The following is a 20,993-nucleotide window of genomic DNA, read 5'->3' on the forward strand; positions in this document are numbered from 1 at the left end:
TTGGACTTTTCCTGAACCTACACTTTGCCGGCCAGCTAAATCAATGGACCGGGCAAAACACCGGCCAGCTAAACAATGGTTCAGACGGCCGTGAGGCCGTCCAGCGTCCGCTGGGCGGCGTCCCGAAGTGCCCGGACATCCGGGCCGGCGCCAAGGATGTCCCGGCTGGAGGTTCCCAACACCCACGGGTATGCGTCGCCGAAGGTCCGGCGCAGATCGGCCGGAGTGGCTCCCTGCGCACCCAGCCCGGGTGCCAGGATGGGCCCGCGGACAGATGCCAGATCCAGTTGCAGCTCTTCCAAAGCCGAACCGACCGTCGCCCCCACCACCAGTCCGACAGAACCCATGGCTCCGTGGTAACGGCTGTTCTCCGCTGCAGCTGCCTGCACTATTCTGCGCGCCACGGAATCGCTGCCGCCCCGGTGCTGCACGGAAGCGCCTTCGGGGTTGGACGTGAGCGCGAGGACGAATACGCCGCGCCCGAACTCGGCAGCAAGTTCCAGCGCAGGGCGGAGTGATTCGAAGCCGAGGTACGGGCTGAGCGTTACCGAATCAGCGGCCAGCGAGGAACCGTCGCGGAGCCAGGCGTCGGCATACGCCGCCATGGTGGAACCGATGTCCCCCCGCTTGGCGTCAGCAATGGTCAGCACAGCCGCATCCGCCGCTGCGGCGAGTAGCAGTTCGAGTACCGCCATGCCCGCGGAACCGTGGCGCTCATAGAGTGCCACTTGCGGCTTGACCGCGGCAGCGAGCGATCCCACGGACTCAAGTACGGTCAGCGAAAAGCGTTCCAGGCCGGCGGCGTCGTCATCCAGCCCCCAGCTTTTAAGCAGCGCGGGGTGCGGATCGATCCCCACACACAGCGGCCCGCGCGCGGCCATGGCCGCCCCGAGCCGGGAGCCAAAGGACTCCCGGCCGCAGAGCGGAAAGGCATGGCGTTCGTGCAGATCCTGTTCAGGCAGACCCTGCTCAGGCATTCTGTGCGGCCTTCTGCGAGGCCAACAGATTGGCCGCGTGCTCCTGCAGGCTCGTCACAGACCACTCGTACGTACGCATGGCCTCAATCGCCTGCACCGCCGCGTTGAATTCAGCAACAGTGGTGATGCACGGGATGCCAATGGACGTCGCGGCCGCACGGATTTCATAACCGTCGCCACGGGCCTCGCCGCCGGAGGGAGTATTGAATACCATGTCGATCTCGCCGGCGATGATGAGGTCCGCAATGGTCCCTTCACCTTCGGCGCTTGAGCCTTCAGCGACCTTGCGGACTGTGGTGGCCTGCAATCCATTGCGGCGCAGGACGTCGGCTGTGCCACCCGTGGAGACGATCTCGAAGCCGAGATCATGGAGGCGCTTGACAGCCATGATGATAGCGCGTTTGTCCCGGTTCGCCACGGAGACAAAGACCTTGCCCTCGGTAGGCAGTGCATTGTTCGCAGCTGCCTGGCTCTTGGCGAAGGCGGTATCGAAGTGCTTGTCGATGCCCATGACCTCACCGGTCGAGCGCATTTCCGGCCCCAGCAGGGAGTCCACCACGGTGCCCTCAGGCGTGCGGAAGCGGCTGAACGGCAGGACAGCTTCCTTGACGGAAACGGGGGCGTCCAGCGGAAGCGTGGAGCCATCGCCGGTTTCCGGCAGCATCTTGTAGGCGCTGCGGAGCTGACCGATGGTCACGCCCGTGCCGATCAGTGCCGCGGCCTTAGCCATCTGCACACCCGTTGCCTTGGAAACGAACGGGACTGTGCGGGAGGCACGCGGGTTGGCTTCCAGCACATAGAGCACATCCGAGGCGAGGGCGAACTGGATGTTGATCAGGCCCCTGACGCCGACGCCCTCGGCAATGGCCAGGGTCGCTGTCCGCACGCGCTCGATCACGTTGTTGCCCAGCGTGATCGGCGGCAGGACGCAGGCCGAGTCGCCGGAGTGGATTCCGGCCTCCTCGATGTGTTCCATGATGCCGCCCAGATACATGTCCGTGCCGTCGTACAGGGCATCCACGTCGATCTCGACGGCGTCCTCCAGGAAGCGGTCGATCAGGACCGGGTGCTCAGTGGTGATTTCGGTCGCATTGGCAATGTAGCGGGACAGGTTGGGTTCGTCGTAGACGATCTCCATACCGCGGCCGCCCAACACATAGGACGGGCGCACCAGGACCGGATAGCCGATTTCGTCGGCGATCTTCTTGGCGTCCTCGAAGGACACGGCGGTGCCGTTCTTGGGCGATATCAGGCCGGCTTCGTCCAGCACGCGGGAAAATGCACCGCGGTGCTCGGCGAGGTCGATCGCCTCGGGCGAGGTGCCAAGGATCGGCACACCGGCATCGGCCAGCTGCTGGGCCAGCTTCAGCGGCGTCTGGCCACCGAGCTGCACAAACACACCCATAACGCCACCGGTGCGTTCCTCGGCGGCGATGACCTCAAGGACGTCCTCCAAAGTCAGCGGTTCGAAGTACAACCGGGTGGAGACGTCGTAGTCCGTGGACACGGTTTCCGGGTTGCAGTTGACCATCACCGTCTCGTAGCCGGCCTTGCGCAGTGCCATGGAAGCGTGCACACAGGAGTAGTCGAACTCGATTCCCTGGCCAATCCGGTTTGGACCGGAGCCAAGGATGATGACGGACGGCTTGGCATGCAGCGCAATCTCGTCCTCTTCGTCATACGAGGAGTAGTGGTAGGGCGTGTACGCAGCGAATTCCGCAGCGCAGGTGTCCACAGTCTTGTACACCGGCCGGATTCCGAGGGCCTGGCGTACTCCGCGGACCACCGCTTCCGAGTTGTTGGTCAGCAAACCGATCTGTTCGTCGGAGAAACCGTGACGCTTGGCATGCCGCAGCATGTCCTGGGTCAGTGCGGTGGACTTGCGGATCTCCAGGGAGATCTCATTGAGGAGCTGCAGCTGGTCCAGGTACCAGTGGTCGATCTTGGTGGCTTCGAACAGCTGCTCCACCGTGGCGCCGCCCAGCAGCGCACGCTGGACCTGGTGCAGCCGCTCCGTGGTAGGGCGCTTGGACTTCTCGATCAGTTCCGGAACTTCCCATTCCGGCACGGAGCTGAAGTCCAGCTGGGAGCCCTTCTGCTCGAGCGACCGCAGAGCTTTCTGCAGGGCCTCGGTGAAGTTGCGGCCCATGGCCATGGCTTCGCCCACAGACTTCATGGTGGTGGTCAGCGTGGGATCCGCTGCCGGGAATTTCTCGAACGCGAACCGCGGGACCTTGACCACAACGTAGTCCAGGGTGGGTTCGAATGAGGCGGGGGTCTTCTGTGTGATGTCGTTGGGGATTTCATCCAGGGTGTAGCCCAGGGACAGTTTGGTGGCGATCTTGGCAATCGCAAAACCCGTAGCCTTCGACGCCAGCGCCGAGGAACGCGAGACGCGCGGGTTCATTTCGATGACCACCACGCGTCCGGTGTCCGGTTCGACGGCGAACTGGATGTTGCAGCCGCCCGTGTCCACGCCCACCTCGCGGATGACGGCGATGGAGATGTCGCGGAGGCGCTGGTACTCGCGGTCGGTGAGGGTGAGGGCCGGTGCCACGGTGATGGAGTCGCCGGTGTGGACACCCACGGGATCGAAATTCTCGATGGAACACACAACAACCACGTTGTCGTTTTTGTCCCGCATCATCTCAAGTTCGTATTCCTTCCAGCCCAGGATGCTCTCTTCCAGCAGCACCTCGCTGGTGGGGCTGTACTGCAGGCCCTGTCCGACAATGCGGCGGAGGTCATCCTCGTTGTACGCCAGGCCGGAACCCAGTCCGCCCATGGTGAAGGAGGGGCGGACCACCATCGGGTACAGCAGGTCCTCGGCAGCAGCCAGGGCCTCGTCGATGGTGTGGATGATGTGGCTGCGGGCTGACTCGGCACCGCAGCGCTCCACCACGCCCTTGAACTTCTCACGGTCCTCGCCGAGCTCGATCGCGGCGATGTTGGCGCCGATCAGCTCCACGTTGTACTTCTCCAGCACACCATTCTTGTCCAGTGCAATCGCGGTGTTGAGCGCCGTCTGGCCTCCCAGAGTAGGCAAGATGGCGTCGGGGCGCTCCTTGGCGATGATCTTCTCCACCACCTCCGGAGTGATGGGCTCAATATACGTGGCATCGGCGAACTCGGGGTCCGTCATGATGGTGGCCGGGTTGGAGTTGACCAGGATAACGCGCAGGCCTTCCTCCTTGAGGACGCGGAGAGCCTGGGTGCCGGAGTAGTCGAACTCGGCAGCCTGGCCGATCACGATGGGACCGGAACCGATGACCAGGACGCTCTTAAGGTCAGTTCTCTTAGGCATTACTTCTTGTCCTCAGTCTTGGAATCGTTGGAAGTCGTTGAATCAACAAAAGTCGTGGAATCAGAGCCGGCTGCGGAGATTTTGGTGTCCGCCATCAGCTCGATAAACCGGTCGAAAAGGTAGGCGGCGTCGTGCGGCCCGGCTGCGGCCTCGGGGTGGTACTGGACCGAGAAGGCCGGAATGTCCAGGCACGCGAGCCCTTCAACGACGTCGTCGTTGAGGCTGACGTGGCTGACTTCGACCCTTCCGTAACGCTCCTCAGGGGCCTGGGTGGCGCCGTCGAGCGGTGCGTCGACGGCGAAGCCGTGGTTCTGCGAAGTGATTTCCACCTTGCCCGTTCGGCGGTCCATAACAGGCTGGTTGATGCCGCGGTGGCCGTAGCGCAGCTTGTAGGTGCCGAAGCCAAGTGCACGGCCCAGGATCTGGTTGCCGAAGCAGATGCCGAAGTAGGGAATCTTTTCATCCAGTACGGAGCGCAGCAGCTTGACCTGGTTGTCCGCGGTGGCGGGATCGCCGGGGCCATTGGACATAAAGAAACCATCCGGGTTGACGGCCTTGACATCCTCAAGAGTGGCGGTGGCGGGCAGGACGTGGACACGTACGCCGCGCTCGGCGAAGCGAACGGGGGTCATCCGCTTGATGCCGAGGTCTATCGCGGCAATGCTGAACTTCGCTTCCCCGTCCCAGCCGTGGTCCTTGGGATCCACAACATAGGCTTCCTCCACGCTGACTTCCTCGGCCAGGCGGGAGCCTTCCATTGGCGCGCTCGCAAGGACGGCAGCCACGAGCTCCTTGTCTGTGGCCTGGGCCGCCTCACCTGAGAAAATACCGGCCCGCATGGTCTTGTGCTCACGCAAATGGCGGGTGATGGCGCGGGTGTCAACGCCCTGGATACCGACAATCCCCTGCTTCACCAGCTCTTCATCCAGGCTGCCCTCGGAGCGCCAGTTGGAGGGGCGCCTGGCAGCATCGCGGACGATGTAGCCGGCCACCCAGATGCGGCGGGATTCGGCGTCGTCGCTGTTGACCCCGGTGTTGCCGATGTGGGGCGCGGTCTGGACCACGAGCTGGCGGGCGTAGGAGGGGTCGGTGATGGTCTCCTGGTAGCCGGTCATGCCGGTGGCGAAGACCGCCTCGCCGAGCGCCGTGCCTGTGGCACCATAGCTGTTGCCGCGGAAGATGCGGCCGTCCTCGAGCACCAGGGCGGCGGGGGTGGACTTTCCTGTTTGCGGTGCAGTTCCTGCGTGTGCTGTCACTTGGGTATCCGTCACTTTGTTACTTTCCACTATGGGCATCTGCCTGAGGCGCTGCGGAGATCAATTCCTGAAGAGTTTCGAAAAGTGCATGTTTGTCCGCTGCACGGCGGGTACGGAAACCGGTGTCGAGTTCGTGGCTGCCCAGAGTCCAGCTGAGGATCAGCAGTCCCTCTTTTTCCACGAATTTTCCAGTCATGCCGCTCTCCTGCCTGACGCCTGTCAGATCCGCGGCCGGGATAAAGACGGATGGTGCACCGGACCGTTCAAAAAGGGCACCCTGCGGGTACACGGTGAGTTCTGCATTGGTTCGGATGCCCAGCCCGTGGACCGCAATCCGGTCCAGCCAATCGCCCGCCGTGGTGGAGGCCACGTACTGTCCGTCCGCCGTTGTGATCGCTTCGCCGAGATCGGCGGGAACCGCCGGAAGCTGTTCGACGCCGGCCTGCCGCCTGAGGCGGTTCCGCCAGCCGATCCAGATCAGCACAAAGACGACGGCGATGAGCGCCAGCATGGTGAGTCCGGGCAGGATGTTTCCCATCAGGAGGCCCCTGCCGCAGCATCGGCGTCCACCGGGTACCGGTAGGGGGTGTTGAGTTTGCCGTCCAGGACGGTGGGGTGGCCCTTGAAGAACGTTGCCACCACTTTGCCCGGGAGTTCCCTGCCGGAAAACGGTGAGTTGCGGCCCATGGTTGCCATCTTAGAAGGATCCACGGTCCAGCGGGCAGCGGGGTCCACCAGTACGACGTTGGCCGGCTCACCGGCAACAAGTGGCCGGCCCTGGTCGGACAGGCGCCCGATGACTGCCGGAAGGATCGATGTGGCCCGGGCGAAGTCTGCCCAGTCCATGAGCCCGGTTTCAATCATGGTGTCCTGCACCACTGACAAGGCAGTTTCAAGGCCGGTCATGCCCATGGCCGCCTGGGCCCACTCGCATTCCTTATGTTCGCTCGGATGCGGTGCGTGGTCCGTGCCGACGACGTCGATGGTGCCGTCCGCCAGGCCGGCACGCAGGGCCTGTACATCGGCATCGGTGCGGAGCGGCGGGTTGACCTTGTAGACAGGATCGTAGCTGCGGACCAGTTCATCGGTGAGCAGGAGGTGGTGGGGGGTGACTTCAGCTGTCACGTTGATGCCGCGGGCCTTGGCCCAGCGGACGATTTCCACGGAGCCCGCCGTCGAAACGTGGCAGACGTGCAGCCGCGAGCCCACATGCTGGGCCAGCAGGACGTCGCGGGCGATGATGCTTTCTTCGGCAACGGCGGGCCAGCCGGTCAGGCCCAGGACGGCGGACACTTCGCCTTCGTTCATCTGTGCTCCCGCGGTGAGGCGGGGTTCCTGGGCATGCTGGGCGACCACGCCGTCGAACGCCTTGACGTATTCCAGTGCACGTCGCATGAGCACCGGGTCATGGACGCAGATGCCGTCGTCGGAGAACATCCGGACCCGGGCCCGGGAGTCAGCCATGGCCCCGAGCTCGGCCAGTTGCTCCCCTGCGAGTCCCACGGTAACTGCACCCACGGGACGGACATCAACCCAGCCGGCCGCCCTGCCCAGGCTGTACACCTGTTCCACTACGCCTGCGGTGTCAGCCACCGGAGTGCTGTTGGCCATGGCGTGTACGGCGGTGTAACCGCCCAGCGCGGCGGCACGGGTGCCGGTCTCGACCGTTTCGGCGTCCTCCCGGCCTGGCTCGCGGAGATGGGTGTGGACGTCAACCATGCCCGGCAGCGCCACCAGTCCTGCCGCCTCGATGACAGTGGCGCCGTCCGCGGACAGTTTGACGCCGCGTTCGGCGATGATGCCGCCGCGGATCAGAAGGTCCTCCGCGTCTCCGCCCAGAATCTTGGCACCGCGGATCAGGTAGGTGGTGGTGTTTGCGTTGCCTACTGCGATGTCAGCCATCAGTTGCTCTCCTTGGTGGTGTTGGCGGCTGGTTCGCGGGTGTCCCCGGAGAGCAGCAGGTACAGTGCGGCCATGCGGATGGACACACCGTTACGCACCTGTGCCAGCACGGTGGAACGGGGCGAATCCGCTGCCGCAGCGGAAATTTCCAGGCCACGGTTCATCGGACCCGGATGCATGATGATGGTGTCCTTCATGCCCAGGCTATCGAGCGCTGCCAGCCGCCTGTCGTCAAAGCCCCAGCGGCGCGAGTACTCGCGGGTGGTGGGGAAGAACGACGCATTCATCCGTTCGCCCTGCACCCTGAGCATCATGACCGCATCCACGCCTTTTTCGAGGGTTTCATCCAGGTTGTAGCTGACGGTGCAGGGCCACTTTTCGACGCCGATGGGCAGCAGCGTGGGCGGCGCCACCAGAGTGACTTCGGCGCCGAGCGTGCGGAGCAGCCAGACGTTGGAGCGGGCCACCCGGGAGTGCAGGACGTCGCCGGCGATGGCAACGCGCATGCCCTGGAGGTCCGCGCCGGTGGAGGGACTGCCACTGAGTTTTGACCAGTGCCGGCGCATGGTGAATGCATCCAGCAGTGCCTGGGTGGGGTGTTCGTGGGTTCCGTCTCCGGCGTTGATGACGGCGGCATCGATCCAGTCGGTTGAGGCGAGCCGGTGCGGCGCGCCGGAAGCCCAGTGCCGGATGACGACGGCGTCGGCCCCCATCGCTGCCAGTGTCTGTGCCGTGTCCTTAAGGGATTCGCCCTTGGAGACCGATGAACCCTTTGCGGCAAAATTGATGACGTCGGCCGAAAGCCGCTTCGCGGCCGCCTCGAAGGAGATCCGGGTCCTGGTGGAGTCCTCAAAAAAGAGGTTGACCACGGTGCGGCCACGCAGGGCGGGGAGTTTCTTGACCTCGCGATCCCCCACGGCGGCCATTTCCTCGGCAGTGTCCAGGATCCGGACGGCGTTGGCCAGGCTGAGGTCTTCCGTGGACAGCAGGTGCCTCATGCGCCGGCCTCGATGACCACTTCGTTGACGGCCAATCCGTCGACGGTGTCGGTCTCTTCCAGACGGACCCGGACTTTTTCAGAGGACGATGTGGGCAGGTTTTTCCCGACGTGATCGGCACGGATAGGCAATTCCCGGTGTCCGCGGTCAATCAGGACGGCCAGCCGCACAATGCGCGGTCTGCCCAGGTCGATGATCGCGTCCAGCGCGGCACGGATGGTGCGGCCGGAATACAGCACGTCATCAATCAGGACCACAACTTTGTTGTCGATGCCCGACGTCGGGAGCTGGGTCGGGAACGGCGGCCTGGTGGGTTGGTGCGAAAGGTCGTCGCGGAACATGGTGACATCCAGCTGGCCCACAATAGCGGCGGGATCAACGGTGGGATCGGCGGCGGCGATTTTGGCTGCAAGCCGCACGGCCAGCGGATAGCCGCGACGCGGAATGCCCAGCAGGACCAGGTCCTTGGAACCCTTGTTGGCCTCGAGGATCTCATGGGCGATACGAGTGAGAGCACGGTCAATATCCGCCTGATTGAGAACAACCCGGGCCGGAACCGGCGCTTCTGTGACAGAAGTCAACGCTCGTCTCCCCTTTCCCCGCCTCACAGGACGGAATTAAAAAAGGAACATTTGCTTCTCAAAATTACCACACCCTTCCACGGGCTAGCGCGCCCGGACGGAGCGTTTAACGTCACACCTTTCCACAATTCGGCGCTGCCCCTTCGGATTCGGGCGCTGCCCCTTTGGATGGCTGGCCGCCCGCGCCATAGGCTCTCTGGTATGTCGACGAACCACCCTGATGCGGTGCCCGGGCCGCCCGCTGATCCCCACTACGGCGCGCCCGGCCCGTCCCGTGGGGCAAGCAATCCGAGCTGGCTGGGCCAGGTCCGGGCGACGAACTACCACCCGGCGCCGGGATACAGCAACGGACCCTTCAGCGGCATGATGCCGCCCGCTCCGGCTCGACAAGGCACGTCCGCCGGGGTGCTTGGCCTGGTGATCGGCGGAGGGGTGCTTGCCTTCTTCAGCCTTTTTCTGGTCCTGCCTTTTCTGCTGGCGAACACCGGCAGTACCGGATTCATCATCGGATTTGTGGCCTCGCTCATCCCGCTGGCCGCCGTGTTGCTGGCCGTCCACGTGATTGACCGCTGGGAGCCGGAGCCCAGGCGGCTGCTGCTGTTTGCGTTTACCTGGGGCGCAGCCGTTTCCATCGCCGTGACGTTGCTCATCCAGCCATTCTTTGCCCTGATGTTTCCCTACTCCGGCGAGGCCGACTTCCAAGCATTCATGGCGACGGTGCAGGCGCCGGTTGTTGAAGAGTTCGCTAAGTCCCTGGGGCTGCTTCTGCTTCTGTTGCTGGCACGCAAGCATTTTGACGGCCCCGTGGACGGTGTGGTTTTTGCCTTCACCGTCGCCGGCGGTTTCGCCTTCACCGAAAACATCCTCTACTTCGGCCGGGCCATCGCGGAATCAAGCAGCCCCGGACCAGACCTCGTCCAGATGTTCTTTCTCCGCGGAGTGATGTCGCCCTTTGCACACGCCATTTTTACCGCAACCACCGGCCTCATCATGGGTCTGGCGGCCCGCCGGTGGCATGGCGGCGTGTCCGTGGGCGCTTTCTTCGTTGGTCTCATACCCGCGATGTTCCTGCACAACCGGTGGAACAGCATGGGGCAGGGATTCCTGGTGGATTATCTGCTGATACAGATCCCCATCTTCCTGCTTGCCGTCAGCTGCATTTTCCTCCTGCGCGTTGCGGAAAACAGGCTGACGCGCCAGCGGTTGTTGGAGTACTGCGCCGCCGGCTGGTTCACGATCACAGAAGTCAACATGCTGGCCACCGCGCGCGGCAGACGCGAAGCGATCCGATGGGCCAATTCGTACCACCGCGGACCGCACATGAAATCGTTGGTCAAGGCCGCCACACAGCTGGCGTTCACCCGGCAAAGGATCCTCAGCGGCAGGGACATTACGGCCCATCAGGCGGACGAACTGCAGCAGCTCCAGCACATTGTCGCGTTGCGCGCCGCCGTCGTTGGGTGAACCGTGCGGTGAACTATCCCCCGGACTGAGCTGCTGCAACGTGGGCACCAGGACGCAGAGAAGGGCCGGTGCACGCCTTGCGGCGGGCACCGGCCCTTCTTCCGAATCAGTCCCGGATCAGGCCAGCAACGAGGGCTTCAGCTGCTGGAGCCGGCCGAGCAGTCCATTGATGAACGACGGCGACTCGTCAGTTGAGAGGGTTGTAGCCAGTGCCACGGCCTCACTAACGGCCACACCGTCGGGAACGTCGTTGTTGTACAGCAGTTCCCACGTTCCGATCCGCAGGATGATGAGGTCCACGGAGGGCATCCGGTCCAGCGTCCAGCCCTGCGAGTAGGTTTCCAGGAACTCGTCAATGGCTTCCTGCTGTGACAGCACGCCTTCCACGATCTCAAGGGTGTAGGGATTGATGATCTGGTCTGTCTTCTCCCGGCGTGCGCGAAGCACATCAAAAGCCGACACGGAACGCTGTTCCGCTTCGAAGAGGACGTCAAGGGCCCTGTTACGGGCCTTACCGCGGGCGCTCACTAGTCGTTTACCCGGCCCAGGTAGCTGCCATCGCGGGTGTCGACCTTGACCTTGGTGTTGTTCTCCACGAACAGCGGAACCTGGATCTCGTAACCTGTCTCCAGCGTTGCGGGCTTGGTGCCGGCAGAGGAACGGTCACCCTGCAACCCCGGCTCCGTGTAGGTGATTTCGAGGGTGACGCTCGGCGGCAGCTCAATGTAAAGCGGGTTGCCTTCGTGGATGGCGATGTTGACGTTCTGGTTTTCGAGCATGAAGTTGGTGGCGTCGCCGACCGTTGCCCCGGAGACCGTGATCTGGTCGAAGTCCTGGGTGTCCATAAACACGAAGTCCGCGCCGTCCTGGTACAGGTACTGGTAGTCGCGGCGGTCAACCGTTGCGGTTTCGATCTTGAGCCCGGCGTTGAAGGTCTTGTCTACCACCTTGCCGGACATCACGTTGCGCATCTTGGTGCGCACAAACGCGCCACCCTTGCCGGGCTTCACATGCTGAAACTCGATGATGTTCCACAGCTGGCCCTCAAGCTTCAGGACCGTTCCGTTCTTGATGTCGTTAGTGGTTGCCACTGGTATCCTCTGGTTTTCTATCTGTAAGACCGGCTATGCCAGGCAGGCACGCCCAATGGCCCGCCAGCGTGTGTTTATCAAAAATCCAAGTACCATTCTACCGGTAAATGCGGCCGGCACTCCGGGCCGGGTATTCGCAGACCATCAGCAGGGTTTTCAGGAGGCAAGATCCAGGACGTTCCGGGCCCGTTGCAGGGCCACCGTGGAGGAATAGATCAGCGCCGCGTCCGCCGAACCGGCAACGCGAAGATCCAGTGCCCGGGTGAACGATTCCACTGCCGCCCCATTGTTCCCGGCTGCATAGTGGGTCTTGCCCAGATAATGCTGGACCACCGCTTCGAGGGGTGTGCCCTGCACTTCGGCAAGCAGTTGGCGGAACAGAGCGAGTGCCAGATCGAAGCGGTTGGAAACGCGAAGCACCTCTGCCTCAAAGGCGCGGAGCCTGAATGACTCCGGATCCTTGTATCTGGCTTCTGCCAGGAGCTCCGCTGCTGCCGCCGGATGGCCTTCCGCCAGGAGCACAAAAACACGGTCTGCCGGGTCGGTGGATGTCTCCATTGCCGCACTGCAGGCTTCGCCGTCGACGATCTGGGGAAGCAGGGTTTCCGGATTGATCCTGATTCCGGGGAAACCGGCCTCGGGCCACTCGCTGGTTCCGCCCACGATGTCCTGCATCAGGAGGCAATCTCCTGATAGGCGGCAAAGAGCAGCGAGGTATCCGGCACGTCGAGAATGCCAGGCTTGGCCACCCCGTCCAGCACCACAAAGCGCAACAGGTCACCCCGGGACTTCTTGTCCCGACGCATGCCGTCCAGCAGGCCCTGCCAGCGGTCCCGGCGGTAGGTGACCGGCAATCCGAGCCCTTCCAGGATGCTGCGGTGACGGTCGGCGTCGGCGTCACTGAGGCGGCCCACGCTGCGGGCAAGCTCGGCGGCAAACATCATGCCAACCGACACTGCTGCACCGTGGCGCCAGGAGTACCGTTCCACCAGCTCGATTGCATGTCCCAGCGTGTGCCCGTAGTTGAGGATCTCTCGAAGTCCCGATTCCTTGAGGTCCTCCGAGACCACCCTTGCCTTGACTGTGATGGCCCGTTCGATGAGTTCCCTGAGGACGTCCGACTGAGGGTCTGAGACGGCGTCGGGATTTTTTTCCACGAGTTCCAGGATTGCCGGGTCAGCAATGAAACCGCACTTGATGACCTCGGCCATGCCGGAAATGATCTCGTTTTTCGGCAGTGTATCCAGTGTGTCCAGGTCAGCGAGGACGGCCGCAGGCGGGTGGAAGCAGCCGACGAGGTTCTTCCCTTCGGCCGTGTTGATACCGGTCTTGCCGCCCACGGACGCGTCCACCATGCCAAGCAGGCTGGTAGGCATGTGGATGACCTTGACACCGCGCAGCCAGGTAGCTGCCACAAAGCCGGCGAGATCTGTCACCGCGCCACCGCCCACTGCCACCACAGCATCGGAGCGGGTGAAGTCATTCTGGCCCAGCACCTGCCAGCAGAAGGCGGCCACCTGAATGTGCTTACCTTCCTCGGCATCCGGGATCTCGGCGGTGAGCGCCGTGAAGCCGGCCGCAAGCAGCTCGTCGCGCACGGTGTCACCGGTGAGACGGAGAGCCCGCGGATGGATCACCAGGACCCGCCTGACGCGCTCACCGAGCAGCCCGGGCAAGGTACCCAGCAGGCCGCGGCCCACAACGACGTCGTAGTTCTCCGTTGCCTTTTGGCCGGTGACGCTGATGACGGTTGATTCGGTGCTCAATTTTCCACTTCCTGTTTCGCGGCTGCGAAGTCACGCAGCGCATCTTGAAGCTGTTGTCCAAGTTCGGCCACAGATCCGTGCCGTACATCGAGGACAACATCTGCCAGCCGCTCGTAGACCGGCTTGCGGGTGGCAAACAGTGTGACCCAGCGGGCCATGCCGTCCCCTGCCAGCAGCGGACGCCCCGAGTTCCGGGCAATGCGCGCGGCCACGGTATCTGCATCGCATTCCAGATACACCACTGTGCACCGGCCCAGCAGCTGCTGGGTCCCGGAATCGAGTACAGCGCCGCCGCCGAGCGAGATCACCGTTCCTTGGCCGGCCGCATCCTCAACCACCTGCGCAACCGCACGGGCCTCGATCTCCCTGAAAGCGCGCTCCCCGCGGCCGGCAAAGATGTCCGTGATGTTGCCGTGGCTGTCCACTATCACGGTGTCCGTGTCCACGAACGGGGCGCCCAGCTGCTGCGCGAGCTGCTGCCCGATGGCCGACTTTCCCGCAGCCATCGGACCAATGAGGACAATGGGTGTTGGACCCGCGGTACTTTTTTTGCTGTTGACCCGCACTACTGGCCGATCGAGTCCAGCGACGCCGGGATGTTGTCCAGGTAGCCCTTGATGTTGCGTGCGGTTTCCGCCACCGAATCGCCGCCGAACTTCTCGGTGATTGCTTCGGCAAGGACCAGGGCCACCATGGCTTCGGCCACAACACCCGCAGCAGGCACGGCGCAGACGTCGGAACGCTGGTGGTGGGCCTTGGCTGCTTCCCCGGTACTGATATCAATGGTGCGCAGGGCACGTGGAACTGTGGCGATCGGCTTCATGGCAGCGCGTACACGCAACACATCACCGATGCTCATGCCGCCTTCAATCCCGCCTGCACGGTTGCTGGTGCGGATGATCTTGCCGTCTGCGTCCTTGACGATTTCGTCATGCGCCGCAGAACCACGGCGGGCCGCAGTCAGGAACCCGTCTCCCACTTCGACACCCTTTATTGCCTGGATGCCCATGAGGGCAGCAGCAAGGCGGGAGTCCAGCCGGCGGTCCCAATGGACGTAGCTGCCGAGGCCCGGCGGGAGTCCGTATGCGAGCACTTCCACGACGCCACCCAGGGTTTCGCCTTCCTTGTGGGCGGCGTCCACCTCGGCAACCATGGCATCTGACGTTTCACGGTCAAAACAGCGGAGCGGATCGGCGTCCAGTGCCAGGACGTCGGCCGGGACCGGGCGTGGGCGCCCCTCGGGAACGGTGACGCTGGCGATGGACACAGTGTGGCTCACCAGTTCGATACCGAGCTGCTTGAGGAATTGCGAGGCCACAGTTCCCATGGCAACCCTGGTGGCGGTTTCGCGGGCGCTGGCTCGTTCGAGGACCGGGCGGGCTTCGTCGAAGCCGTATTTCTGCATCCCGGTGAAATCAGCATGCCCGGGTCGGGGGCGCGTCAGCGGCGCGTTGCGTGCCTGATCAGCGAGTATTTCCGGATCCACGGGATCGGCTGACATGATCTGTTCCCATTTGGGCCACTCAGAGTTGCCCACCTGGACGGCGACGGGGCCACCCTGGGTCAGTCCATGGCGGACACCGCCAAGAATGGTGACCACGTCCTGTTCAAACTTCATGCGTGCACCCCGGCCATATCCAAGGCGACGGCGTGCCAGAGAGTCGGCGATCTGCCCGCTGGTGAGTTCAACACCGGCGGGGACGCCCTCAATAATTCCCATCAGAGCCGGACCATGGGATTCACCGGCAGTCAACCAACGCAACATAAAATCCATCCTGCCACGAGTGGCACTCAGTTCGCCCGTCGGGGTGCCCCGACTGCGTCACACATCACATCTATGACTTCGGCGTTAATATCGGTGCCGCGTCCGGTGAAGTACCGCACCTGTTCCACCGCCTGGTAGATGAGCATTTCAAGCCCCGGAACCACGGAACCACCGTTGGCCTGCCAGACGGCCGCAATGCGGCTGGGCCACGGAACATAGGCCACGTCAAGCAATACTCCGCGCGTCTGCGCGCCAATGTCCTCCAGCCCGTCAGCCAGGGCATCTGCCGCCCGGGGTGGCAGGGTGGAAATCACGACGTCGGCGGAAGCCATGGCCCTCACTGCTTCAGTCATCGGGCGGACACTGATAGCCAAGCCCACGCCCGCTGCTGCGGCCCGGGCTTCTGCGGCTCGGCTGATGTCCCGGACAAACACCTGCACCGCCGGGGCATCAAGATCCTTAAAGGCGGCGACGGCGGCCGCCGCCGTTCCTCCGCCACCCAGAATCACAGCAGCAGGGGCAGCAGTGACGCCGGCGTTGCGGACTGCGTTCACGATCCCTACGACGTCAGTGTTGTAGCCGATCCGGCGTGTGGACTCCCCTGTTCCTTCGAAGACCACGGTGTTGATGACACCCAGGATGCCGCCAACACCGCGGACCTCGTCCACTTCCGCCATCATGGCTGATTTAAGCGGCATGGTGACGGAGAGTCCTCTCCAGCCTTCGCCGGAACGGACTTCCTCCATAAACGCAGGCAACGTGGCTTCAGTGACATCGATGGCTGTGTAGCCGATTTCGATACCCAGCTGCGCGTATGCGGCACGATGCAATGCCGGCGATTTGGAGTGCCCGATCGGGTGTCCCAGCACGGCGGCCCGCAAGCTCAAACGCAACGTCCGGCGTTTGCGTTGCACCACTCGTTGTATTGCGCCACATAGACACTGTGCTCGGCCAGGGTCTTGGAGAATTTTGTCTCCTTGGTGTCCAGGTTGATGGTCACCCAATACAGATAGTCATTGCTCTTCGGCTTCGCGGCGGCGTCTATGGCCGTTTTGCCGGGCGAGCCGATGGGACCAGGTGGCAGGCCTGCATGCGCATAGGTGTTATAGGGGTTGGAAGCATCCTTGCGTTGCTCGTCGGTGAAGTGGAAGCTCTTAGTCCCCAGTCCGTATGTCACTGCAGAGTCAACCTGCAAAAACCCCGCAGTCTGGTCGTTCGGTTTCAGGCGGTTATAGATGGCACCGGCCACATCCCCGTATTCAGCCTGCCCTCCCTCGGCCTGGACAATACTGGCAACGATCACCGCGTCATACTGCTTTGCTGGGTCGGAGATACCCTGGGCCTTGAGCTCATCCAGGGTCATCTTCACGAGGGACTGCAGAATTTCCTTGCCGGGGGTGTTCAGCGGGAACCTGTATTCGCCAGGCGCCAGGAACCCTTCCAGATTCTTGGCCGTGGCCGGAACACCCAGCTGTGCCGGTGCGTCGCTGAGGGCCTTCAGCTCCGCGACGGGAATGCCTGAACCATCAGAGATCGCCTGCAGTGACTCGCCGATCCGAAGACCGGCGCTCAGGGCGAAGTACACCACTTTGCCCTTGTCCTTCCCGAGCAGCACCCCGAGAGCGTCCGAAGTCTTCATTTCCTGCCGGAAGGTGTAATCACCGGGCGACAACGTACCGCCGGCAGCGGTCAATTCCTTGATGAAGGAATCGGCATTCGCCACGACCTTTCCGTTTTCAAGCTTGGTGGCCACTGAGCGTGGCCCTTCGCCAGCCATCACGGAAACGTGGACCTCACCGGTACCGGGTCCCGGGAAGTCGCTGAGTTTGTCGCCGCCAAGCAGCGGCTTGAGGAACTGGGCACCAACGGCGATTGCCGCAACAAATACGACCAGAGTCAGCAGGAGCGCAAGGAGACGTCGCCTGCGGCGGACCTTCTTCGATGGGGCCGAGACCATGGCTACGGCAGGGCCGGCGGTCAGAAGGTCATGTCCAGGTGCGGAATCGGCATCGTGATAATCGTGCTCAGTCGGGTGATAATCGTGGTCAGTCGCGTGATAGTCGGCGTCTTCTGCGTACTCCACGTAGCCGTGCCCGGCGGAGTGTTCATCCGCGTGGGATTCCGGATGCGCATCATGGACCTGCCCTGCCTCGTATGGCTGGCCCTGCACGGTGGGGGCGGGGTACGCATCCTCGTGGAGCTCCTCCGCGTCGTGGGAATTGTCAGCGTGGATGTCATTGGCGGAGGCTTCATGGCTGGGGCCAGTGGTTGCATCAAAAGCAGTCGCAGGAGGCTGACTGTCGTCATCCGGAGCCGGCAACTCATCGGGCTGGAGGGGCTGAGCGGGCTGAGCGGGTGCCGGAACTGGCGGCGCAACCTCAATGATGGGCGGATCGGCCGGGGCCGCCTGAACCTGTGCCGGCGGCGGGACATCATGCCCGGTCTGATAAGCCTGTTCGGGAACGACGCTGTTGTTCTCCGCGGCCTGGGCTTTCTCCCGGGCCCGGAGCTCCTTCCGCGTCAGCGGGCGCCCGGCGCCATCACTGCCGTCGCCTGAGGAGTCGTCGCTGTTGACCGGGCTCACTGTAGCCTTCCGTCGTCTGAAGATTGAGTCTTGTCTTCGGGGAGCACATGTACGGTGACGTCCGCTGCGCGATCCTCGGAATGCCCCGGCTGGGAAAACGCGGTAACGCGGCTTCCTGCATCCGTTCCCCTGGCTTTTTGAATGTCGATCGCATGCTGCAGAATTCCTGCGGCCGCAACCTGATCCACTACTTTACGGTGGTTTCTGCTGCTCATGCCAGCCTCGCGCAAGTTCCGGTGCGCAGTCACGCTGCTGAGCCGTTCGTCCACGAGGTTCACCGGCACCGCGGATCCCCTCCGCTCCAGTTCCCAGACAAGCAGTTCGGCGTAGTCGGTGGCCATGCGGGCGGAGGCATGCTCTTCGCCCTTCATGGTCCGTGGAAGACCGACAAAAATCTGAACTGCTCCGAGTTCGGCCGCCAGCGCGGCAATAACACGGACATCGGAATTCTTCTTGGAATTCCGGTCCAGGGTCTTGTAGGGCGTAGCCAGAATCGAGTCAGGATCGCAGATAGCAACGCCCACACGGACGGTGCCCACGTCCACCCCCAGTTTGATTCCCTGGGGGTAGGCGCCTGCGGAAGGTGGAAAGTTCACTGGTGCGGTTATCGCCGGTTGACGGCATCCACGACGGCGGTCAGCGCCGCTGCGACCTTGCTGGCGTCGGTGCCGCCGCCCTGTGCGACATCGTCCTTTCCACCACCGCCACCGCCGAGGATGCCGGCTGCGAGACGGACAAGCGCACCGGCCTTGACTCCGGCGTCGCGTGCGCCTTCATTCGTCGCCACGAGTATCACCGGGCGGTCATTGCTTACCCCGGCCACCACAACGGTGGACGCTGCTGTTCCGAGGCGATTCCGCAGGTCCATGGCCAGTCCGCGGAGGTCATCAGCGCCACTGATCTGTCCGGCGTCGTGCGCAATGACGCTGACTCCGGCCGCGTCCCGGGCCGTTCCCACCAACCGGGCCGCGGTGGCGGCGAGCTGGTCCTTGCGAAGCCGGTCCAGCTCCTTTTCCGCGGTCTTCAGCTTCGTCAGCGTGGTGGCGATCCGGTCCGCCAGCAATCCGGAGGGAACCTTCAGCATTTCCGTCAGCTCGGTGACCAGCGCACGTTCTGCTGCCAGATGGCGGAAAGCATCCATGCCAACGAAGGCTTCAACTCGTCGGTTCCCTGATCCGACGGACTGCTCGCCCAGCAGCGACAGGCTGCCGATCAGGGAGGTGTTGGCAACGTGGGTGCCGCCGCAGAGCTCACGCGACCACGCGCCGTCGATCTCCACAACACGGACTTCCTTGCCGTAGTTCTCACCGAAAAGAGCCATGGCGCCCAGTGCCTTGGCCTCAGCCAGGCCCATCACCTTGGTGTCCACCCGGAAGTTGTTCCGGATAGCGATGTTGGAGACTTCCTCGATCTCGGACCGCGCCGCAGTGCTGAGTCCTTCGCCCCAGGCGAAGTCGAAGCGCAGGTACCCGGCCTTGTTGTATGAGCCGCGCTGTGTGGCTTCCGGGCCCAAAATCTGGTGCAGGGCGGCGTGCACGATGTGAGTGCCGGTGTGCGCCTGTTCGGCGGCATGGCGCCGTTCACGGTCGACGGCGGCGCGCACCACAGCGTCCGAGGAGATTTCGCCTTCTCGGACAATCGCCTTGTGCACGCTCAGGCCCTTGATGGGCCGCTGGACGTCGAGGACCTCGACGACGAATCCGTCACCGGTGATGAGGCCGGTGTCAGCCGACTGGCCGCCGGCTTCGGCATAAAACGGAGTCTCCGCGAGGACCAGCTCGATTTCATCGCCCGTGGAAGCCTGCGCGACCTTGCGGCCGCCGCTAAGCAAGCCGCGGACGCGGGATTCGCCATCGAGCTCGGTGTAGCCCGTGAAGACGGTCTCGCCACCGGCCAGCAGCTCCTGGAAGGCGCTGAGGTCCGCGTGTCCGCCCTTTTTGCCCTTGGCGTCTGCCTGGGCGCGCTGGCGCTGTTCGAGCATCAACCTGCGGAACTCCGGCTCATCCACCGAGAGCCCGGCTTCCTCGGCCGTCTCCAAGGTGAGGTCAATCGGAAAGCCGTAGGTGTCGTGCAGGGCGAAGGCATCGGCGCCGGACAGCGGCTGGCCGGCAGCCTTGGATTCGGTGACGGCGTCCTCAAGCCGGGCAGTGCCGGAGGCGATGGTCCGCAGGAACGCCTTTTCTTCGGCGTAGGCGATCCGGCTGATGCGGTCGAAGTCCGTTTCCACGATGGGGTAGACGCCCTTCATGGCGTCACGGGACTCGGGCAGCAGATCCGGCAGGCAGGCTCTTTCGACGCCGAGCAGACGCATGGAGCGGACAGCGCGCCGGATCAGGCGGCGCAGGACATAGCCACGGCCTTCGTTGGACGGGGTCACGCCATCCGCAATCAGCATCAGGGCGGAGCGGATGTGGTCGCCCACAACGCGCATCCGGACATCATCGGTGTGGTGCGGATCTGCGGCGGTCTCGGCGGAGGTGTACTCCTTACCGGACAGCGCGGCGGCCTTGTCGATCACGGGACGGACCTGATCGGTCTCGTACATGTTCTCGACGCCCTGCAGGATCATGGCAAGCCGTTCCATGCCCAATCCGGTGTCAATGTTCTTTTTGGGCAGCTCACCCACGATGTCGAAGTCTTCCTTGGAGCGCACATTATCGATCTGGTACTGCATAAACACAAGGTTCCAGATCTCGACATAGCGGTTCTCATCTGCCAGCGGGCCGCCCTCAACTCCGTAGGCGGGACCGCGGTCATAATAGATCTCGGAGCAGGGTCCGGCGGGGCCAGGCTGGCCCGTGTGCCAGTAGTTATCAGCCTTGCCCATGCGCTGGATACGTTCTGCCGGGACGCCGGTATTCTTCAGCCAGAGCTCCTCGGCTTCGTCGTCCTCCTGGTAGACCGTCACCCACAGCTTCTCCGGCGGAAGGCCGTAACCGCCCTCGTCAACAGCCGTAGTCAGCAGCTCCCAGGCGAACCTGATGGCGTCTTCCTTGAAGTAGTCGCCAAAGGAGAAGTTTCCGCACATCTGGAAAAACGTGCCGTGGCGGGCCGTCTTGCCCACCTCTTCGATGTCCCCTGTACGTAAACACTTCTGCACACTCGTGGCGCGGGCGAAAGGAGCCTCTTCACGCGCGGTCAGGTAAGGAATGAAAGGGACCATGCCGGCAACTGTGAACAGCAGGGACGGGTCGCTGGACACCAGCGAGGCGGAAGGAACCGCCGTGTGGCCCTTGCTGACAAAAAAGTCCACCCAGCGCTTTGAGATCTCCTGCGACTTCATAACCTGATTACATACCCTTCTT

At 63.4% G+C, this 20,993-nt stretch carries 18 protein-coding genes; 1 reads left to right on the top strand and 17 read right to left on the bottom strand.

The genetic code is table 11. From position 1 onward, the window contains the following. Nucleotides 1–80 precede the first annotated feature (80 nt). From pyrF to pyrR, 7 genes are read right to left on the bottom strand one after another with little or no spacing between them, the layout of a single operon-like run. Complete coding sequence (gene pyrF, locus ACQCST_RS11310; protein WP_426995882.1) at nt 81–977, bottom strand: orotidine-5'-phosphate decarboxylase; 897 nt, start codon at nt 975–977, stop codon at nt 81–83. After that, nucleotides 970–4,281, bottom strand: coding sequence for a carbamoyl-phosphate synthase large subunit (gene carB / locus ACQCST_RS11315; protein ID WP_426995883.1), 3,312 nt, complete (start codon nt 4,279–4,281; stop codon nt 970–972). The genes pyrF and carB overlap by 8 nt, the downstream gene beginning before the upstream one ends. Continuing rightward, on the bottom strand, nt 4,281–5,576 hold the full coding sequence (gene carA, locus ACQCST_RS11320; RefSeq protein ID WP_426995884.1) for a glutamine-hydrolyzing carbamoyl-phosphate synthase small subunit: 1,296 nt from the start codon (nt 5,574–5,576) through the stop codon (nt 4,281–4,283). The genes carB and carA overlap by 1 nt, the downstream gene beginning before the upstream one ends. Beyond that, entirely contained in the window at nt 5,557–6,075 is a 519-nt protein-coding gene (locus tag ACQCST_RS11325; RefSeq protein ID WP_426995885.1) for a hypothetical protein, read from the bottom strand. The genes carA and ACQCST_RS11325 overlap by 20 nt, the downstream gene beginning before the upstream one ends. Next, nucleotides 6,075–7,439 carry a dihydroorotase gene (locus ACQCST_RS11330; protein WP_426995886.1) on the bottom strand — a complete coding sequence of 455 codons (1,365 nt, stop codon included), beginning with the start codon at nt 7,437–7,439 and terminating at the stop codon, nt 6,075–6,077. The genes ACQCST_RS11325 and ACQCST_RS11330 overlap by 1 nt, the downstream gene beginning before the upstream one ends. Beyond that, entirely contained in the window at nt 7,439–8,437 is a 999-nt protein-coding gene (locus tag ACQCST_RS11335; protein WP_426995887.1) for an aspartate carbamoyltransferase catalytic subunit, read from the bottom strand. The genes ACQCST_RS11330 and ACQCST_RS11335 overlap by 1 nt, the downstream gene beginning before the upstream one ends. Next, nucleotides 8,434–9,018 (bottom strand): bifunctional pyr operon transcriptional regulator/uracil phosphoribosyltransferase PyrR, encoded by a 585-nt coding sequence (gene pyrR, locus ACQCST_RS11340; RefSeq protein ID WP_426995888.1) that lies wholly within the window; start codon nt 9,016–9,018, stop codon nt 8,434–8,436. Before pyrR ends, ACQCST_RS11335 begins: the two co-directional genes overlap by 4 nt. A 201-nt stretch (nt 9,019–9,219) precedes the next feature. Here pyrR and ACQCST_RS11345 point away from each other — a divergent pair, with 201 nt between their 5' ends. Then, the gene (locus ACQCST_RS11345) at nt 9,220–10,482 is read left to right on the top strand and encodes a PrsW family intramembrane metalloprotease (RefSeq protein ID WP_426995889.1); all 1,263 of its coding nucleotides are present in this window, start codon (nt 9,220–9,222) and stop codon (nt 10,480–10,482) included. Nucleotides 10,483–10,599: 117 nt separating this feature from the next. Here the strand turns inward: ACQCST_RS11345 and nusB are convergent, their stop codons facing one another. The 10 genes from nusB to alaS all read right to left on the bottom strand — a co-directional run bounded on the left by nusB (nt 10,600) and on the right by alaS (nt 20,971). Further along, complete coding sequence (gene nusB / locus ACQCST_RS11350; RefSeq protein WP_426995890.1) at nt 10,600–11,010, bottom strand: transcription antitermination factor NusB; 411 nt, start codon at nt 11,008–11,010, stop codon at nt 10,600–10,602. After that, complete coding sequence (efp, locus tag ACQCST_RS11355) at nt 11,010–11,573, bottom strand: elongation factor P (protein ID WP_426995891.1); 564 nt, start codon at nt 11,571–11,573, stop codon at nt 11,010–11,012. The genes nusB and efp overlap by 1 nt, the downstream gene beginning before the upstream one ends. A 156-nt stretch (nt 11,574–11,729) precedes the next feature. After that, the gene (locus ACQCST_RS11360; protein WP_426995892.1) at nt 11,730–12,248 is read right to left on the bottom strand and encodes a tetratricopeptide repeat protein; all 519 of its coding nucleotides are present in this window, start codon (nt 12,246–12,248) and stop codon (nt 11,730–11,732) included. Further along, nucleotides 12,248–13,339 (bottom strand): 3-dehydroquinate synthase, encoded by a 1,092-nt coding sequence (gene aroB, locus ACQCST_RS11365; RefSeq protein WP_426995893.1) that lies wholly within the window; start codon nt 13,337–13,339, stop codon nt 12,248–12,250. Before aroB ends, ACQCST_RS11360 begins: the two co-directional genes overlap by 1 nt. After that, nucleotides 13,336–13,845 carry a shikimate kinase gene (locus ACQCST_RS11370; protein WP_426995894.1) on the bottom strand — a complete coding sequence of 170 codons (510 nt, stop codon included), beginning with the start codon at nt 13,843–13,845 and terminating at the stop codon, nt 13,336–13,338. The genes aroB and ACQCST_RS11370 overlap by 4 nt, the downstream gene beginning before the upstream one ends. A 59-nt stretch (nt 13,846–13,904) precedes the next feature. Further along, nucleotides 13,905–15,104 carry a chorismate synthase gene (gene aroC, locus ACQCST_RS11375; protein WP_426995895.1) on the bottom strand — a complete coding sequence of 400 codons (1,200 nt, stop codon included), beginning with the start codon at nt 15,102–15,104 and terminating at the stop codon, nt 13,905–13,907. A 26-nt stretch (nt 15,105–15,130) separates the two neighbouring features. Further along, nucleotides 15,131–15,991, bottom strand: a complete 861-nt coding sequence (locus ACQCST_RS11380; RefSeq protein ID WP_426999158.1) for a shikimate dehydrogenase — start codon at nt 15,989–15,991, stop codon at nt 15,131–15,133. Next, entirely contained in the window at nt 15,988–17,688 is a 1,701-nt protein-coding gene (gene mltG, locus ACQCST_RS11385; RefSeq protein ID WP_426995896.1) for an endolytic transglycosylase MltG, read from the bottom strand. Before mltG ends, ACQCST_RS11380 begins: the two co-directional genes overlap by 4 nt. Continuing rightward, nucleotides 17,685–18,284, bottom strand: a complete 600-nt coding sequence (ruvX, locus tag ACQCST_RS11390; RefSeq protein ID WP_426995897.1) for a Holliday junction resolvase RuvX — start codon at nt 18,282–18,284, stop codon at nt 17,685–17,687. Before ruvX ends, mltG begins: the two co-directional genes overlap by 4 nt. Nucleotides 18,285–18,292: 8 nt before the next feature. Beyond that, nucleotides 18,293–20,971 carry an alanine--tRNA ligase gene (alaS, locus tag ACQCST_RS11395; protein ID WP_426995898.1) on the bottom strand — a complete coding sequence of 893 codons (2,679 nt, stop codon included), beginning with the start codon at nt 20,969–20,971 and terminating at the stop codon, nt 18,293–18,295. Nucleotides 20,972–20,993: the final 22 nt, after the last annotated feature.

The sequence above is a fragment of the Pseudarthrobacter sp. N5 genome (genome assembly GCF_050157035.1).
Taxonomy (GTDB): domain Bacteria; phylum Actinomycetota; class Actinomycetes; order Actinomycetales; family Micrococcaceae; genus Arthrobacter.